The sequence below is a fragment of the Pseudomonas kielensis genome, from assembly GCF_030505375.1.
Classification (GTDB): domain Bacteria; phylum Pseudomonadota; class Gammaproteobacteria; order Pseudomonadales; family Pseudomonadaceae; genus Aquipseudomonas; species Aquipseudomonas kielensis.
On the sequence record NZ_CP130043.1, the window covers coordinates 5,368,227 to 5,384,080 of the forward strand.

Below are 15,854 nucleotides of genomic sequence, written 5' to 3' on the forward strand. Positions count from 1 at the left end.
TTCTCATGCCGTTGCTGTCCGCCCCCGGAGGCTCTCCATGCTACCCACCCCTCTCACCGAGAAATCCTTCTCCCGGGATATGTTTGATGTCCTGATCCGCGCGGGGCTGCTCGCGGTCCTTCTGCTGTTCTGCTTTCGCATTTTCAGCCCGTTTCTGGACTTGATGCTGTGGTCGGTGATTCTGGCGATCACCCTGTATCCGTTGCACGGCACGCTCAGCCGCAGGCTGGGCACCCGTGGCGGGCACACGGCGACCCTGATGGTGCTGATCGCCGTGCTGATCCTGTTGGTGCCGGTCTATCTGCTGGGCACCTCGATCGTCAGCTCGGTGGAAAGCGCCATGAACATTGTCCGGGCCGACACCGTGCATATCCCGCTTCCGCCTGACTCGGTCGCCACCTGGCCCCTGATCGGCGAAAAACTCCATGGCCTGTGGATGCAAGCCGTCACCGACCTGCCGCTGCTGGTGCAAAAGTACATCCCCGAGATCAAGCAAGTCAGCCTCGCCCTGCTGAGCAAGCTGGCCGGCGCCGGCGCGGGTTTCCTGATCTTCATTTTTGCCCTGATCATCGCCGGGATCTTCATGGCCTACGGTGAAAGCGGCAGCCGCAGCGCGGTGAGCATCGTGTCGCGGGTCTGCGGCCCAGACCGTGGCCCGTCCATCACTGAACTGTGCACCGCAACCATTCGCGCGGTGGCCCTGGGCGTGATCGGCATTGCCTTCATCCAAATGCTGCTGGTGGGTGCCGGGTTCGTCCTGATGGGCGTGCCCGCTGCTGGCTTGCTGGCCCTGGCGGTATTACTGCTGGGCATCATGCAACTACCGGCCACCCTGATCACCGTACCGGTGATCATCTTTGTGCTGGTCAACCAAGGCGCGACAACCGCCACCATCATCTTCGCTATCTACGTGTTCGTCGCCGGCCTGGTGGATAACGTGCTCAAGCCGCTGTTGCTCGGGCGCGGCGTCAACGTGCCGATGCCCGTGGTGCTGATCGGCGCCTTGGGCGGCATGGTCACCAACGGCATCATCGGCCTGTTCATCGGCCCGGTGGTCCTGGCCGTGGCCTACCAGTTGTTCTGGCAATGGGTGCAGGACCAGCCATCCGTTTCCCGGCCCGACAACCTGAGGCAGTCCTGACACGGCCGAGGGCACTGCATGCCTAGATCCTGCCATCCAGGGCACCTGTTGCTGATTGCGCTGCTCGGCCTCGGCGGCTGCGTGCGCCTGGGGCCGGACTTCCAGAGTCCGGCGCAAGAATGGACGCGGCAGTGGAACAGCGCCGCCCTCGAACAAGCCAGCCAACGCGGCGACAATCCGGACCTGCGCCAGTGGTGGCGGGTGTTCAACGACCCGATGCTCGACCGCTTGATTGCCGAAGCCGACGCCCACAACTCAAGCCTGCAGATCGCCGGCTTACGAGTGATGGAGGCCCGTGCGCAACTGGGTATCGCCCAGGCCGGGCTCTATCCGCAAGTGCAGCAGGCCAGCGCCGACAGCCTCTACGTGAACCGCAGCCAAGCCGGCGGCAAAAACCCGCAGAGCAGTAACTTCTGGCAGTACAGTGCCGGCTTCGATGTCGGCTGGGAGCTGGATTTCTGGGGCCGCTTCAGTCGCGCCATCGAGTCCTCGGACGCCAGCTACTTCGCCGCCCAGGCCAACTATGAAGACGTCCTGGTATTGCTGCGCGCCCAGGTCGCCGATACCTACTTTGCCCTGCGCACCACCGAGGCGCGGTTACGCGTGGCGCGGGAAAACAGCACCCAGCAGAAGCGCAGTTTCGAGATCACCGAAAAACTGTTCAACAGCGGCCAGACCGCCGAACTCGACGTGCAGCAGGCCAAGACCCAGTACCTGGGTACCCTGAGCAGCATTCCCAGCCTCGAAGACCAGGCGGCACGCACCCGCAACGCCCTGGCCGTGCTGATTGGGCAGCCACCGGGGCCGCTGTCCCAGCTGAACCTGAACACCGGCCTGATCCCGCTGGTGGACCGCGCCGTGTTGCAGGACGTGCCGGCCGAACTGCTGCTGCGCCGTCCCGATGTGCGGGCCGCAGAGCTGAATGTCGCGGCCCAGTCGGCGCTGATCGGCGTCGCCGAATCGGACCTGTATCCGTCCCTGAGCCTGCTGGGCAGCATCGTCTGGTCAGCCAACTCGGTGGGCGGCACCTCCAACAACCTGGACCTGGTCGGCGGCCCCAGCTTGCGCTGGAACATCTTCGATTACGGGCAGATCCACAACAACATACGGGTCCAGGATGCTCGCTTGCAGCAACTGATCGAAGCCTACCGCGACAAGGTCCGCCAGGCGGCCCGTGAAGCCGACGATGCCGCCACCGGGTTGACCAAGGCCCTGGAGCGCGAGCGCATCCTGCGTGAAGCGGCATTTGCCGCCGAACGCTCGCTGGTACTGGCCAATGCCCAATACCGTGAGGGCTATTCGGATTTCCAGCGGGTCCTCGATGCGCAGCGCGCGCTGCTGCAACAACAGGATAGTTACCTGCTCAGCCGCAGCACCGCCGTCAGCAACCTGATTGCCCTGTATCGAGCCCTGGGAGGCGGCTGGTACAGCGCCCAGGCGAAAATCGCTGCACCGACCCGCCAGCAAATGGAACAACGCATCGACTGGGGTGACCTGCTGCAGGAACCCGCCAGCCCGCAACCCGCCCCAGTCCCGGCTCCCGCTCCCCAAGGTGATCAACGATGAGTGACGTCCCGCCACCTGCCGCCAAGGCCCCCAAACCTGCCGCCGAACCGGTGAACAAAGGCATCAAGTGGGTCGTGCTGCTGATCGTCCTGAGCCTGGCCTGGTACCTGCTGGCAGACCGTTTCACCCCCTATACCCAGCAAGCGCGCGTGGGCGCCTTTGTCATCCCGGTGGCGTCCGAGGTGGCCGGGCGGGTGATCAAGGTCAATGTGCGCAACAACCAGGACGTCAAGGCCGGGGACGTGCTGTTCGAAGTCGACCCGCAACCGTACCAGATTGCCGTCGACCGGGCCCGCGCCGACCTTGAATCGACCCGCCGGCAGATCGGCGCCAGCACCGCCGGGATTGCCGCAGCGCAAGCCAACTTGCGCGCGTCCCAGGCCAACGAACTCAAGACCCGCCAGGACAACCAGCGCCTGGAAGGTTTGTACCGGGAAGACCGCGGGACCATTTCCGTGCGCTTGCTGGAAGTCTCGCGCGCCAACCACGCCCAGGCGGTCAGCCAGGTGGCGGCCGCCCGCGCCGAAGTCCAGCGCGCCCGTGAGCAGGAAGGCGGTAGCGATCAGGACAACGCCCTGTTGCGCAGTGCCGCCACCGCACTGTCGAAAGCCGAACTGGACCTGGCCAATACCCAGGTGCGCGCACGCTCGGCGGGCCTGATCACCGACCTGCGGACCGATACCGGGCAGTTTGCGGCTGCCGGCACCCCGGTCATGACCCTGATTGCTATCCATGATGTGTGGATCAGCGCCGACATGACCGAGAACAACCTCGGCCTGGTCAAGCCCGACACCGAGGTCTCCATCGTCCTCGACGCCCTGCCTGGCGAGGTGTTCAGCGGCCATGTGCGCAGCGTCGGCTACGGCGTCAGCGTCGGCCAGCCGACCTCCCCCGGGGCCCTGCCCACCGTGCAGAACAGCCGAGACTGGCTGCGCCCGGCGCAACGCTTCCCGGTGATCATCGAGTTTTCCGCCGAGTCCCTGGCCACCCTGCGCGACGGCCGTGGAATACGCGCCGGTGGCCAGGCCGAAGTCATGGCGTTCCCCACTGCCGGCAATCCCCTCAATCCCCTTGGCCACTTGTTTCTCGGGCTGATGAGCTGGCTGTCGTATGCCTACTGAGCGCTCGCCCCAGGCCCAGCGCGCACTGCGCCTGGCCTGCGGCACGGCGCTGTGCCTGACGGTCAGCTTTGGCCTGGCGCTGCCGATTCCCTTTATGGCGCCGGTGCTGGCCCTGATGCTGCTGGTGTCACTCAATCAGCCGCTGTCGTTCAAGGCCGGCCTGAGTCTGATTCTGGTCGCCCTGTTCACCACCGGCGTCGGCCTGCTGCTGATCCCCATATTGCGCTACTACCCGGCCAGCGGCGTGCTGCTGGTCGCGCTGGCGCTGTTTGTGGTGTTCCGCATGGGTTTGCGTGGCGCCAATGGCCTGGTGGTGACCTTCCTGACGATCGGCCTGACCCTGATCTCCGCCGCCGGCGTCGCCGACTTCGGCCTGGCGGTGACCGTCATCGAGGCGCTAGCAAAGGGCCTGTTCCTCGCGATGCTGGCGGTGGGGGTGAGCCACTGGTTGTTTCCCGACCCCGGTAACGCGCCCTCCCCCCGCCGGCCCCGACCCTCAGCGCACCAGAGATTACCCGAGTGGCCTTGCGCGCCACCTTGATCGTGCTGCCGACCTTCCTCCTGGTGCTGCTTGACCCGGCCAGCTATCTACCGATCGTCCTCAAGGCCGTCAGCCTGGGGCAACAGAGTTCCACCACAGGCACCCGCCACGCCGGGCGCGAACTGATCGGCTCGACCCTGCTCGGCGGCCTGCTGGCGATTCTGTTCTGGTGTGGGCTGAGTCTGTTTGTGCACCTCTGGATGTTTTTCCTGTGGACCCTGCTGTTCACCCTGCTGGTGGCGCGCAAGCTCTATCGCCTGCGCCCGAGCGCCCAAAGCCCGGGGTTCTGGCTCAACACCCTGGTGACCATGATCATCCTGCTCGGCCAATCGGTGCAGGACAGCGCCGCCGGCAAGGACGTCTACACCGCCTTCGCGATCCGCATGGGGCTGTTTATCCTGGTGACCCTCTATGCCTGCCTGATGGTCCACCTGCTGGATCAACGCAGCCGCCGGCGAAGCGCTGGCGCGGCCTCAACACCGGGTTGAACCAGGCGTCTGGCATGGATTCCAATCGGTTCGAGCAACGGTTCCTGGCGCTTGCTCAGTTGACGGTATTCAGGGCCGCGCACTGAAGCGATCTTCAGGAGGATTGTCAATTTTTCGTTGAGTCGTGGATCACTCCGTCGCGCAGATGAAAATATAAATGCAACTCATTGTTATATAAGGATTTTAATCAACCTGCCGTTCATCTTTTTCTACGTCCAGCCGATGGCCTCTCAATGGAACCAGGGAGCCATCGAAATGAGAAATAATCAGCCAGTCACTCAGCGTGAAGTTTCACTCGCGCCTCAGCAGAAACTGATCTCGACAACTGATGCTCGAGGCGTTATCACCTACTGTAATGACGCATTTGTTGAAATCAGCGGCTTTGAAAGAGCCGACCTGATTGGTGCTCCGCAAAACATCGTGCGTCATCCCGATGTCCCTTGCGCCGTCTTTGCCCATATGTGGGGTGCGCTCAAGCAAGGTCGCCCGTGGATGGGAATCGTCAAGAACCGAACCAAAAATGGCGACCACTACTGGGTCAACGCCTACGTCACGCCGATATTTGAAGGAAGTCAGGTCACCGGATTTGAATCCGTGAGGGTCAAGCCAACGGCTGACCAGATTCGTCGTGCCCAATCCCTGTATCAGCGCATCAGCCAAGGCAAGCCGGCAATTCCTCGTCAGGACAGTTGGCTGCCGGTCCTCTTTGACTGCCTGCCCTACCTGGCCACAGGCGTAGTGGGCACCTTGAGCGGCCTGTTCCTGGATGCACCGGTGGCGTTGGCGGTAACCGCAGGCATTGTTGCGCCACTTGGCTTTCTCGCATCACGCTGGCAGCAGCGAGGAACATTGCGCTTGTTGCAGTTGGCCGAACCGTCGACGTCCGACCCACTGATTGCCCAGATGTACAGCGATGAGCGTGGCCCTCAAGCCTGCCTGGAAACAGCATTCCTCAGCCAGGCTGCACGCCTGCAGACCTGCCTCACACGACTGCAGGACACGGCCGAGCATCTGAGTGCACTTGCACGACAATCCGATCTACTGGCAAGCGACAGCTGCGTAGGCCTTGAACGACAACGGGTTGAAACCGAGCAGGTGTCTACCGCGATCAACCAGATGGCCGCGACCACTCAGGAAGTCGCCACCCACGTCCAGCGTACGGCAGATGCGACGCAGCAAGCCAACGTGCTCACGAGCCGCGGTCGCGAGGTCGCGCGAGACACCCGGCAGGCGATCGAACGCCTCTCCGAGGTCGTCGGGGAAACAGGCCTGACGGTTGCGCAACTGGCCAGGGACAGCAATGAAATCGGGACCGTGGTTGACGTGATCAAAGGTATCGCCGACCAGACCAATTTGCTGGCGCTCAATGCCGCCATCGAAGCGGCACGCGCGGGCGACATGGGCCGCGGCTTTGCTGTAGTCGCCGATGAAGTCCGTCAGTTGGCACAGCGCACCTCACAATCCACCACTCAGATCCATGACCTGATCACCAAGCTCCAGGCGTCGTCCAGTAACGCGGTGCAAACCATGGAGAACGGTCATCGCCAGGCCGAAGAAGGCGTGGCTTGGGTGCTTGAGGCCGACAAGGCACTGGTAGGGATCAGCGAAGCCGTCGCGCACATCACCGAGATGACATCCCAGATTGCCACCGCCACTGAAGAGCAGACGTGTGTCGCTGAAGAAATCAGCCGCAATATCACCACAATCGCAAGCCTGGCCGATCAAACCTCGGAACAAGCCAACCAATCGACAGGCCTGAGCAAGGAGCTGACCAGAACCGCCTCCACCCAGTACTCATTGGTCGAGCGGTTTAATCGATAGCCTGGAGAAACCGTGCAACTGCGCACACGCGCAGTCTCCCCTCGACAGATAGCCCGCCATTGAGCGGGCTTTTTGTTCACCTCGCAACGATGCGGGCCCCTGCTCCCCCCTTCAACTCGGCCTGAGGTTCGCACTTTTACAGTTTGCTATGGCAAGGCACCATGGCGGCTCGACAAGAATCCGCAGTCCAGGTGCTGATCGATCAACCCAGCCACTGCAGGTGAGTGGGTAAAGCCCAAGTCAGACATGTCTACCCCTCCCGAGGTGACCGTCAGGACCAGATGGGTGATTAGCCCAGGATGCTCAAGCGCCACACGCACCGCGACGATGCCCCCCATGGACTGCGCCACCAAAGCGCTCGGCCGGTCGATGTCAGCAACGACGCGGGCGACCAGATCATCCATGCTGGCCACGCCTGGGCTGGATGGCGTATCGCCAAAACCGGGCCAACCGACATGCTTCTTCTGCGCCGTGGTGCTCAGGAGCTCAGCAACCGGGCACCAAAACTGCGTGTTACCGGAAGCGCCGGGCAAAAACAGCAGCTGCTCAGGTGGGGTGATCATTGGCTCGTTCCTTGAGGCGGATTCGTGGCCCAGCAGTATGCAGCTGGGCAACACGTCTTGCTTGATGGACCTGGGATTTCTAACAGCTTCTTAGAAGCTATAGCGGGCAGTCAGCTTCACATTACGTGGGTCGCCGTAGATGTCGTAAGGGCTATAGCCGCCATTGGCCACGCTGCTGTAGTAGGTGCGGTCGAACAGGTTGTTGACGTTGAGCTGCAGATCCAGTTGCTCGGTGGCCTGGTAGCCTCCCACCAGACCGACCACGGTGTAGGAACCCTGCTGATTTTTCCATGCGGTGGCACCGGTTCCCCCCGACGTGCGAATGCGGCTCTGCTCATAGACATCACCGCCAATACGCCAGCGCTGCAGTTCATCGGGCAGGGTATAGATCGTGGCCAGCTTGAATAGCTGACGTGGTTTCTTGCGGTCGAAGTCTTCGCCTTCTTTGGCTGCGTTGGCGTCATTGACGTATTGGGTCTGGGTGTAGGTGTAACCGGCAGCCAGTTGCCAGTTGTCGGTCAAGGCGCCCTGGACTTCCAGGTCAATGCCCTTGCTGCGCACGAGGCCAGCAGCCTCATAGCAGGCACTGGCGGCGCCTGAACCGCAACCTTTGATATCAGGCAACTCCTGGGCGCGATTCTTCTGGTCGATCTGGAACACAGCCATGCTCGCATTCAGTGCGCCATCAAAGTACTCGCCCTTGATGCCCACTTCGTAGTTCTCACCCACTACAGGCTCGATCACGTTGCCGCCTATGCCTTTCTCGCTCTGCGGCTTGAAGATATCGGTGTAGCTGACATAGACCGAGTGATTGGCGTTGAGGTCGTAGACCAGGCCGGCATAGCGGGTCAGGTTGCGAGTGACCTTGTAGTTGCTTGCACTGTTTGCGCTGTCATCGAATTCGTACCAATCCAGACGGCCACCGAGAATCAGCGACAGTGGCTCGCTCAAGCGCAGGCGGGTACTGGCATAGAAGCTGTCCTGGGTGGTGGTCTCGGGAAGGCCATCAGGCCCCCTGATGTAATCCGGCTTGTCATGACCCCGTGGATCCCACTCGAAGAGATTGCTGCCTGCGTCGATGAAATCGCTCCAGGCCTTGCCGGAACGATAATCCAGCTTGCGCTTGCTTACGCCCAGGTTCAGGTCATGCTCTTGACCCAGCAACTGGAAGGGGCCGCTCAGCGCCAGGTCGTAGCCGGTTTCCTTCTGCTCCATGGCTTCGGTCCATAGGTAGTGGCGATCGTATTCCCATATCGAAGAGGCCAGCACGTCGGTGTCGGTCTTCGATTGCATGGCTGCCAGGCGTAATGTCCAGTCGTTGGCCAAGCCTTGCTCAAGAGTGGCGAAATAGCCGGTAGTGCGATTGTCCGAATATTCCCAGTCATGACCGAGGAAGGTGTCACGTGGCAGCCCGAGATGACCGCCACCGCGGGCCATCGGCAACCCGCCCCAGATGTAGTTGGTGTAGTTCTTCTGCCGGTAGCCACCGAGTGTCAGGGTGGTGCTTTCACTCAGGTCGGCGTCGACCACGCCGTAGTACAGATCCGCATCACTTTCCACCGAGTCCCGGAAGCTCTTGGCATCCTCGCGCGAGACCACGGTACGGGCGCGCAGGGTGCCGTTTTCATTGAGCGGGCCGCCGACATCCAGAGTGCCGGTGTAATCGTCCCAACTACCGGCACTGCCGGTGAGCGTGCCCTGGAATTGATGGGTCGGGCGCTTGCGTATCAGGTTGATGGCGCCAGCCGGGTTGCCGGCGCCCTGGGCCAGCCCGGTGGCGCCGCGAACGATTTCGACCCGGTCATACATGGCCAGGTTGGCCTCTCCGCTGGGCAGGTAGGTCAGGAAGCTGGTGGGAAAACCGTCGTACATGATGTTGTCGATGTCGAAACCGCGAGCGCTGAATGTCGGCCGCCCCGCCCCGCCGGAGTTGTTCAGAAAAACCCCCGGTGCGCTTTGGGCGACATCGCTGATGCTGGTCATGGCCTTGTCGTCCATACGCTTGCGCGTGACCACGCTGACCGTCTGCGGCGTTTCGCGCAAGGTCAAGGGCAGCTTGGTGGCAGTCTGCATGACCCCGGTCGTGTAGGAACCGCTGTTCTCTGTAGTCGCCACCAGGTTTTGCCCGGTAATGCTGGTAGCGCCCAGTTCCAGGCTGGTGCCGGCGTCCTGCGGTGTCAGCAGGAACAGCCCACTCCCCTGCGATGAAGCTTGCAGGCCGGTGCCTTGCAGCAGTTGCTGCAAGCCGCCTTCCACGCTGGTGGCGGCATTCAGGCCAGGGCTGCGCAAACCCTCTACCAGGCCCGGCTCGATGGGCAGGGTGATCTCCGCCTGGCTGGCGAACTCGGCGAGGGAACTGCTCAGGTCACCGGCAGGCACATGATAGGCACGCGTGTGCTGGGCGCCTTGTTCGGCGGCCTGCGCCGATGCGGTGATCAGGCTACCGCCCGCAATGATCAGACCCAGTGCGCCAGCGTGCACTGCCCGCGCCAATGGTTGCATGCCCTGCTTCGTCGCCATGTGTTCGTCCCAGCCCTGTAAAAATTGATGTGGTTACAGGAGGGACACGCAACCCGAGGAAAATACGACAATGATTCTTATTAAGTTTACGCGCGTGCCGTGAGAGTGACCCAATAGGGCGTACGGTAGTGGACGCTTACCGGCAGAGTCTGGCTCAGGGCGTGAAGAATCTGGTCGGTGTCACGCAACTGGAAGGTACCGGAAATCAACAGCCCGGCTACTGCTGGATCGCACCGCAGCAGGCCGGGGCGATAGCGATCCAGTTCGCGGATAAAGGCATCGAGGCGCATCTTTTCTGCGCGCAGCACGCCGCTTATCCAGTCCAGACGATCCTGCGCCAATGCCTCTGAGGGCAGTGCCGCCAGGGGACTGACATGGGTCTGCCGGCCGGCCGCCAGGTGCATCAGGCCCTCATCGGCCCGTGACAGTCGCGGACGCACCAGGACAGCGCCCTGCAGTGCGGCAAGGTAAGTGCTGTGCGGGTACTGTCGCACCAGAAGGCGGCTGCCGAGCAAGGTGAGTTGTGCTTCGGCGGTATCGACAATGAATGGGCGCCTGCCATGCTCGCGGGGCACCTCGACAAGCATCTCTCCGGTGATCAGGCGCACGCGACGAACGCTGTCGTCGTAGGCGATATCGACGGCGCTGCCCGTGTTCAGGCGAATCTGCCCACCCTCCGGCAGATGCAGCGTGCGCTGCTGCCCCGTGGCGGTGCGCTCGTCCGCCTGCCACTCGCGCCACGGCAGGCGTTGCTGTGCTGCGAACCCGAGCGGAGCGGCGGCGATCAGCAACGCGAGGGTCTTGAGCGTCTTTCGCCGATCCGGGCTGCGTGGGCGCTCTAACGCTGCCCGCGCGGCATCACCCGCTAGCTGCTGGCTTCGTTCGCTGAAGCGCTCGGCCAGTTGCCAGGCGCGTTCGTGATCAGCGTGCCGCGCCCGCCACTCAGCGCCAGCGGCGTGCTCGGCAGCCCCGGCGGCGCGGTTCTGCAGGCGCACGAACCAGCTTGCCGCTTCACGGGCAATGCGCCGGTCGATGGGCGCATCACTCATGCAGCGCGCCCTGGCTGGCGAGCATGATGCATTCTTCGAAAGCCCGCGCCAGATAGCGTTGCACCGAACGCACACTGAGGCCGAGGCGGCGGGCGATCTCTTCCTGCGTACACCCCTCCAACTGCGCCATCAGGAACGCCTGCCGGCTTCTGGCTGGCAATCGGGCCAGTACCTGGTCGATCTCATCGAGGGCCTCGAGCACCAGCGCCTGGTGTTCCGGTGACGGTGCCAGGTCTTCCGGTGTTTGCGCCAGCAGGGTCAAGTAGGCCTGCTCCAGTGAGCGACGGCGGTAGAGATTGATGGAAAGGCGATTGGCGATGGTTGCCAGATAGGCGCGCGGCGTCGTGACGTTCAGCGGCACGCCAGATGCACTGCTGAGCAGCCGCACGAACGTATCCTGGGCCAGATCCCCCGCATCGGCGGCGTTGCCCAGGCGCTTGTGCAGCCAGCGCTGCAGCCAGCCGTGATGGTGGCTGTAGAGCTGAGCGATGGCCTGATTCGGGTGGCGGTTTGCCGAGGAAGTGGACTGCACGGTATAGGAGAGATATGAATGAGAATTCATCGCATTCTAGCAGTGTAAGCTCGTGCTCGTGCAAGCAAAGGCTTCAGGCCCCAAGGTAAAGCGTCCATGTGGCTCTGCGGCGGCATTGAACAAGGCATCATCAAAAATGCCATGCCAGGATGGCCAGCACCTGGAGATCAACCAGAATGGCTGACACCTGCTCTGGAGGGTTTTCTGGCGGATTGATCAGTACGCCTGTCCTGGCGCAGGTCGCTAGAAGACCATCAAGGCCCGAGCGGACACGGAGGAAATCAAGAACCTACTCAACGCTGGCCTAGCAATCCATGCTTGGTAAAGAGCCAGAGTTGGGCAGGTGATCGAACTTTATCAGGTTGGATCCAATCCTGCATTTCAACTTGTTGCCTGACGCGATACTAGAAAACGGCCTTGGGGGAAGTGACGGCGCGCACAAAAACTGAATGCACCTGCCATCATGGAACGATCCAACTGGGTGGAAGCTCGCGGCCCTGCAGACGTCGCCGACAACGTTCGCGGCGCTCTGGACAATCGACCGCAACGAAGAGTTCATCAAGTTGACGCTAGCAGTGCTCATGACGCCGGACTGACAACGTATGAGCACTACCCTGTTCAGGACTCAACTGACCCGTGTCGCAGCCCTTATCTGACCGATGATGGATTGGGTTCCGGACAGACGCGCTAGGGCCGCATTCAGCCTTTTTAACTAGCGGAACTCGAAGAACTCATAACGCAGATTGCGTTCTGGAATTCGCTGTTCGCGCATCAGTTCCTTGACCTGAGCCAGCAGCCCTTTGGGGCCGCAGAAGCTGATCTGAATTTGCTCTGGATCGGTTTCGCGGGAAACCTTGCGCAAGGTCTCGGCCAGTTTGTCGGCACTGCTGTCATGGCCGACGAACTCGGCGCTGCGCTCTTCAGCCATCGTCTTCATATGCTCGACACTGGGGAACGCGCGCGAGGGGTTGAAGCAGTAAACCAGCGTGACATTGTCGAAGCGCTTGGCAGCTTTGTCCTGCAACCAGGAAACGAATGGCGAAATGCCCACCCCGCCACCAATCCAGATCTCCCGCTGGGCATCGGGCAGGCGCTTGAAGTGCCCGTAAGGGGCGTAGATATCGGCTAGCATGCCGACCTTGACCTGTTTGCGCAGCGCGTGGGTATAGTCGCCCAAGGCGCGGATCACGAAGTGGATGTGACCGTTGTCTTTATGGGCGCTGGCGATCGTAAACGGGTGCGGTTCACGCAGACCCTTTTCCTTCATTGCCAGGAACGCGAATTGCCCGGCCTTGAACGGAAAGCCGCGATGGACCGGTGCCAGCTCCAGGTGTAGGGAGCCTTTGCCGATGGACACTGCAGCAACCTTGTACTCGCCCGCAGTGGCGATGAAGGGGTAAAGCACCAGTTTGTACAGGGCCGCAATGACCCCCAAGCCACAGAGTACGGCCAACCAGATGCCAGAGGGGCTGTTCAGGGTAATCGGTGACTTGAAGCTCAGCCAATGGGCAATGACGATCAGGAACAGGGGGCCAGAGAGCTTGTGCCACCAGCGCCAGACGCTGTAGGGAATGTTTCGGTTCAGGGCCAGCAGCACGATCATCCCCAGTGCTACATAGCTAAGTTGGCGCACCATGCGAGTCCAGTACTTGGAAAACTCCAAAATCGCGGCACTGTTCCAGGCGTCCAGGTTGGCTTTGAACACCAGGTGGTAGCTGGCGAAGACCAACGCCCAGATTCCCAGCCATTTGTGCGTTTCATACACCCGATCCAGCCCGCCGAACAGTCGCTCGATGAGGTGCCAACGAGCGGCCAGCAGGCATGACACCGCCATGTTGGCCAATGCCGAGGCACCCAGCACCAAGCTGAGGGTGGCCGAGGTCATCCAGGTATCAGAAGGAATTTCGAGCAAAATGGTAAGCGTAGTGATCAGCAGTATACTCACGACGCAATGCCAGCTTTTCATGCGGTTAGACTCCAGTTATCAGCGTCAATAACCTAACGGTTTTCGAGGCGGTCGGTGCTGACCTGGGTCACGGGCGGATCGACGGTGTACGCAATAACGGTATTGTAGTTCCGTGTTTGGAAGCTCCAGCCCAGCTGGGACTTCAGACTAGACGACCAAGAATGCTGGGGCTTGTTCGCTGGAGTTAGTTAGGAAGCCTGATCCGCGTGATGGCGGAATGGGAGTTCGAGACCGCCCCGATTCTTTTGCTGATACCGACCAGAAAAGACAGGTCCCGAAACATACAGGCTCTGGCTTCTTTCTTGAGTGAATCATTCAAAACGAAAGGCACTGAGAAAAGCGGGTCATAGCCTGTTATCGTCCTCTCACTGAAACCTTTACTTTTGCTGGACATCTTCACGATGAAGAAAACTACCCCTGAGCAACAGGCGCTGATCAGTCAGTTGGAGCAAATAGCAGAAGGCTTGAGCCAGACCTTCAGCCCATTTTGCGAAGTCGTATTGCACGATCTGCGAGATCCCGAGCACGCAATATTGGCCATTCACAATAATCTTTCTGGCAGGGAGACCGGGCAATCGGCTACCGAGCTGGGGCTTGCCCGGATTGCCGATCCCGCCTATCCCCAAATAATTGCCAATTATCCCAATCAATTCAAAGATGGGCGCCAGGCCAAAAGCACTTCTATTGGAATCAAGGACTCTACTGGACGGTATGTGGCCGCGCTCTGCATGAACATTGATCTCACCCTGTTTAGGGGGCTGCAGGGCATGCTGGATCAGTTCGGATCCTTCAGTGGCGATCGTCCGCATGAGTCGCTCGAATCGAGCGGTGCAGAAACGATTCGCGCGCGCATTGATCAGTTTGCTGCACGGCTATCCACGTCTCCCCGTGCGCTGAAGGCTGGCGATCGGCGAGTATTACTTCAGGAGTTGAAGGAGTGTGGCCTCCTGGATATCAGAAAGGCCATGGAAACGGTGGCTTCACACCTCGGCGTATCCCGCGCAACGGTGTATAGCGATACGAGGTGATCAACACCTCGTATGGGCTCGCCTACACAGGACAGCCTTTGGCCCTGAGCATCGCATTGAACCGATCAGGGTCAAGCGTGCCGTCTTCAATTCCCTTGAGGATCGACGCTTCCCGATCCAGCAGTTGGCGGCAGCGTTCATAAACCCTTGCGAGCTGGTCCTGAGCGATGGCAACAACGCCGTCGGAATCGCCTATCACCAGGTCACCCGGATTAACGACCAGCCCTGCGCACGACACTGGGATATTGATCTCACCCGCACCGTCCGTACTTGGGCCACGGTGGACGCAGCCGAGGGCGAAAATCGGCATCTTGCCGTCCAGCCAGTCGTCATGGTCACGAAGCACACCGTTTATGACGATCCCGACGATCCCGGCTTTGAGAGCCATCGCCCGCATGATCCCCCCAATGATGGCTCTAGTCTGGTCCCCACTGCCATCAACCACCAGGATGTCCCCGGGACGTGCCATCTGAATGGCTTTAAGCGTCATCAGGTTATCGCCGGGGCGAACTCGCACGGTAATCGCTGTGCCGCACATATGGCCGCGTCCGTGAAATGGGCGAAGTCCCAGCCCGCCTACGTTGCGGCCCAAACAATCACTGATGATTGCGCTGGGGACTTGGCTGTACGCAGTCAGCCACTCTTCAGGGATAACGGCGGGTGATGGATTGATTTGGAAGCCCGTGGGCCAAGCTTCATTCGACGCGACATTGAGCATCATCGATCTCCTCTGAAATGCCAGAAATGGACGTACCTTCAGCGCTTCAAGCAGCGTTGGTTTCAGTGCGTGCAACTGCCTCAATCTCAACCAGGTAGCCATGGTGCAGCTCTGGTACCGGTACCACGGCGCGAGCTGGACGGTGGCTGCCCAACATTTCGGAGTAGATCCGGTCAAAGGCCGGCCAGTGCTTCACGCCTGCGACGTAAACAGTGACTTTGATCAGGTCGCTGGGAGAGCAATCTGCGGCATGCAGGATGGCCAGCAGGTTGTTCAGTGCAACTTGTGCCTGTTCGGTGAACGACGCCTCAACGTTGTGAGTGCCATCCGGACTAACGGGAAGCTGGCCCGAAATGTAAAGCGAGCCTTGGTGAATAACCGCTTGCGAGTAGTGACCGGCAGGTTGGGAAGCCGCAGCGGTGCTAACAATTTTCATAAGTAACCTTGTCTAGGGTGGAGCCGGCGCAGCAAGCGATGCCTACGGCGTCAGCTCTTGGATGTATCAATGAGCGTTTGTGGAGGCTGCCTGAACCTTGCCAGGCGTCGTTGACGCCGCTCGCGAATAGAAGTTTGGGAGAATCCGAGACTACTGTGTGTTTAGATCCATCGATGCCACAAAGCCGCTTTGGGTGTCACCGATGTCACGATTGCTGGCGGAGCCTGCGATAGCTCCACCCGTTGCAAGTAACAGGAAACTTGGCAATCCCACTTGTTGATTATTCGAACTCATGGTTTTTTTCGTGGGCGAGCGCAAACGGAACGCCAATGGTTAAGCCTGCCAAGATCGAGAGCATAAACCT

Annotated in this window: 12 protein-coding genes and 2 pseudogenes; 7 read left to right on the forward strand and 7 right to left on the reverse strand. The window is 60.8% G+C overall.

Features of this window, described 5'->3' with window-relative positions:
- Positions 1-37 precede the first annotated feature (37 nt).
- From Q1W70_RS24840 to Q1W70_RS24860, 6 genes and pseudogenes are all read left to right on the forward strand, one after another.
- Positions 38-1,141 carry an AI-2E family transporter gene (locus Q1W70_RS24840; protein WP_166592678.1) on the forward strand — a complete coding sequence of 368 codons (1,104 nt, stop codon included), beginning with the start codon at positions 38-40 and terminating at the stop codon, positions 1,139-1,141.
- Between the two features lie 18 nt (positions 1,142-1,159).
- Positions 1,160-2,707, forward strand: coding sequence for an efflux transporter outer membrane subunit (locus Q1W70_RS24845; protein ID WP_302098242.1), 1,548 nt, complete (start codon positions 1,160-1,162; stop codon positions 2,705-2,707).
- On the forward strand, positions 2,704-3,828 hold the full coding sequence (locus tag Q1W70_RS24850; protein WP_182344545.1) for an HlyD family secretion protein: 1,125 nt from the start codon (positions 2,704-2,706) through the stop codon (positions 3,826-3,828). Before Q1W70_RS24845 ends, Q1W70_RS24850 begins: the two co-directional genes overlap by 4 nt.
- Positions 3,818-4,857 (forward strand): annotated as a pseudogene (locus Q1W70_RS24855) (DUF2955 domain-containing protein). The gene Q1W70_RS24850 and the pseudogene Q1W70_RS24855 overlap by 11 nt, the downstream one beginning before the upstream one ends.
- A 255-nt stretch (positions 4,858-5,112) precedes the next feature.
- Positions 5,113-5,385 (forward strand): annotated as a pseudogene (locus Q1W70_RS27395) (PAS domain-containing protein); the annotation flags it as partial.
- Positions 5,386-5,604: 219 nt separating this feature from the next.
- Entirely contained in the window at positions 5,605-6,678 is a 1,074-nt protein-coding gene (locus tag Q1W70_RS24860; protein ID WP_436799888.1) for a methyl-accepting chemotaxis protein, read from the forward strand.
- A gap of 146 nt (positions 6,679-6,824) precedes the next feature.
- On the opposite strand, the gene Q1W70_RS24865 is transcribed toward Q1W70_RS24860, so the two are convergent.
- From Q1W70_RS24865 to Q1W70_RS24885, 5 genes are all read right to left on the reverse strand, one after another.
- Entirely contained in the window at positions 6,825-7,241 is a 417-nt protein-coding gene (locus tag Q1W70_RS24865; RefSeq protein ID WP_265537669.1) for an alpha/beta fold hydrolase, read from the reverse strand.
- 90 nt (positions 7,242-7,331) lie between these two features.
- Complete coding sequence (locus Q1W70_RS24870; protein ID WP_302098243.1) at positions 7,332-9,761, reverse strand: TonB-dependent siderophore receptor; 2,430 nt, start codon at positions 9,759-9,761, stop codon at positions 7,332-7,334.
- Between the two features lie 86 nt (positions 9,762-9,847).
- Positions 9,848-10,810, reverse strand: a complete 963-nt coding sequence (locus tag Q1W70_RS24875; RefSeq protein ID WP_265537666.1) for a FecR domain-containing protein — start codon at positions 10,808-10,810, stop codon at positions 9,848-9,850.
- A complete protein-coding gene (locus tag Q1W70_RS24880; RefSeq protein WP_302098245.1) occupies positions 10,803-11,372 on the reverse strand; it encodes a sigma-70 family RNA polymerase sigma factor in 570 nt (189 codons plus the stop codon). Before Q1W70_RS24880 ends, Q1W70_RS24875 begins: the two co-directional genes overlap by 8 nt.
- Before the next feature lie 682 nt (positions 11,373-12,054).
- Positions 12,055-13,308, reverse strand: coding sequence for a ferredoxin reductase family protein (locus tag Q1W70_RS24885; RefSeq protein WP_166593020.1), 1,254 nt, complete (start codon positions 13,306-13,308; stop codon positions 12,055-12,057).
- Positions 13,309-13,709: 401 nt separating this feature from the next.
- On the opposite strand from Q1W70_RS24885, the gene Q1W70_RS24890 reads away from it, so the two are divergent.
- Positions 13,710-14,336 (forward strand): helix-turn-helix transcriptional regulator, encoded by a 627-nt coding sequence (locus tag Q1W70_RS24890; protein ID WP_166593021.1) that lies wholly within the window; start codon positions 13,710-13,712, stop codon positions 14,334-14,336.
- Positions 14,337-14,358: 22 nt separating this feature from the next.
- Here Q1W70_RS24890 and Q1W70_RS24895 read toward each other — a convergent pair whose 3' ends face one another.
- Together Q1W70_RS24895 and Q1W70_RS24900 are read right to left on the reverse strand one after the other, a co-directional pair.
- On the reverse strand, positions 14,359-15,156 hold the full coding sequence (locus tag Q1W70_RS24895; protein WP_232534611.1) for an RraA family protein: 798 nt from the start codon (positions 15,154-15,156) through the stop codon (positions 14,359-14,361).
- The gene (locus Q1W70_RS24900; protein ID WP_182344535.1) at positions 15,101-15,490 is read right to left on the reverse strand and encodes a RidA family protein; all 390 of its coding nucleotides are present in this window, start codon (positions 15,488-15,490) and stop codon (positions 15,101-15,103) included. The genes Q1W70_RS24895 and Q1W70_RS24900 overlap by 56 nt, the downstream gene beginning before the upstream one ends.
- Between the last annotated feature and the right edge of the window lie 364 nt (positions 15,491-15,854).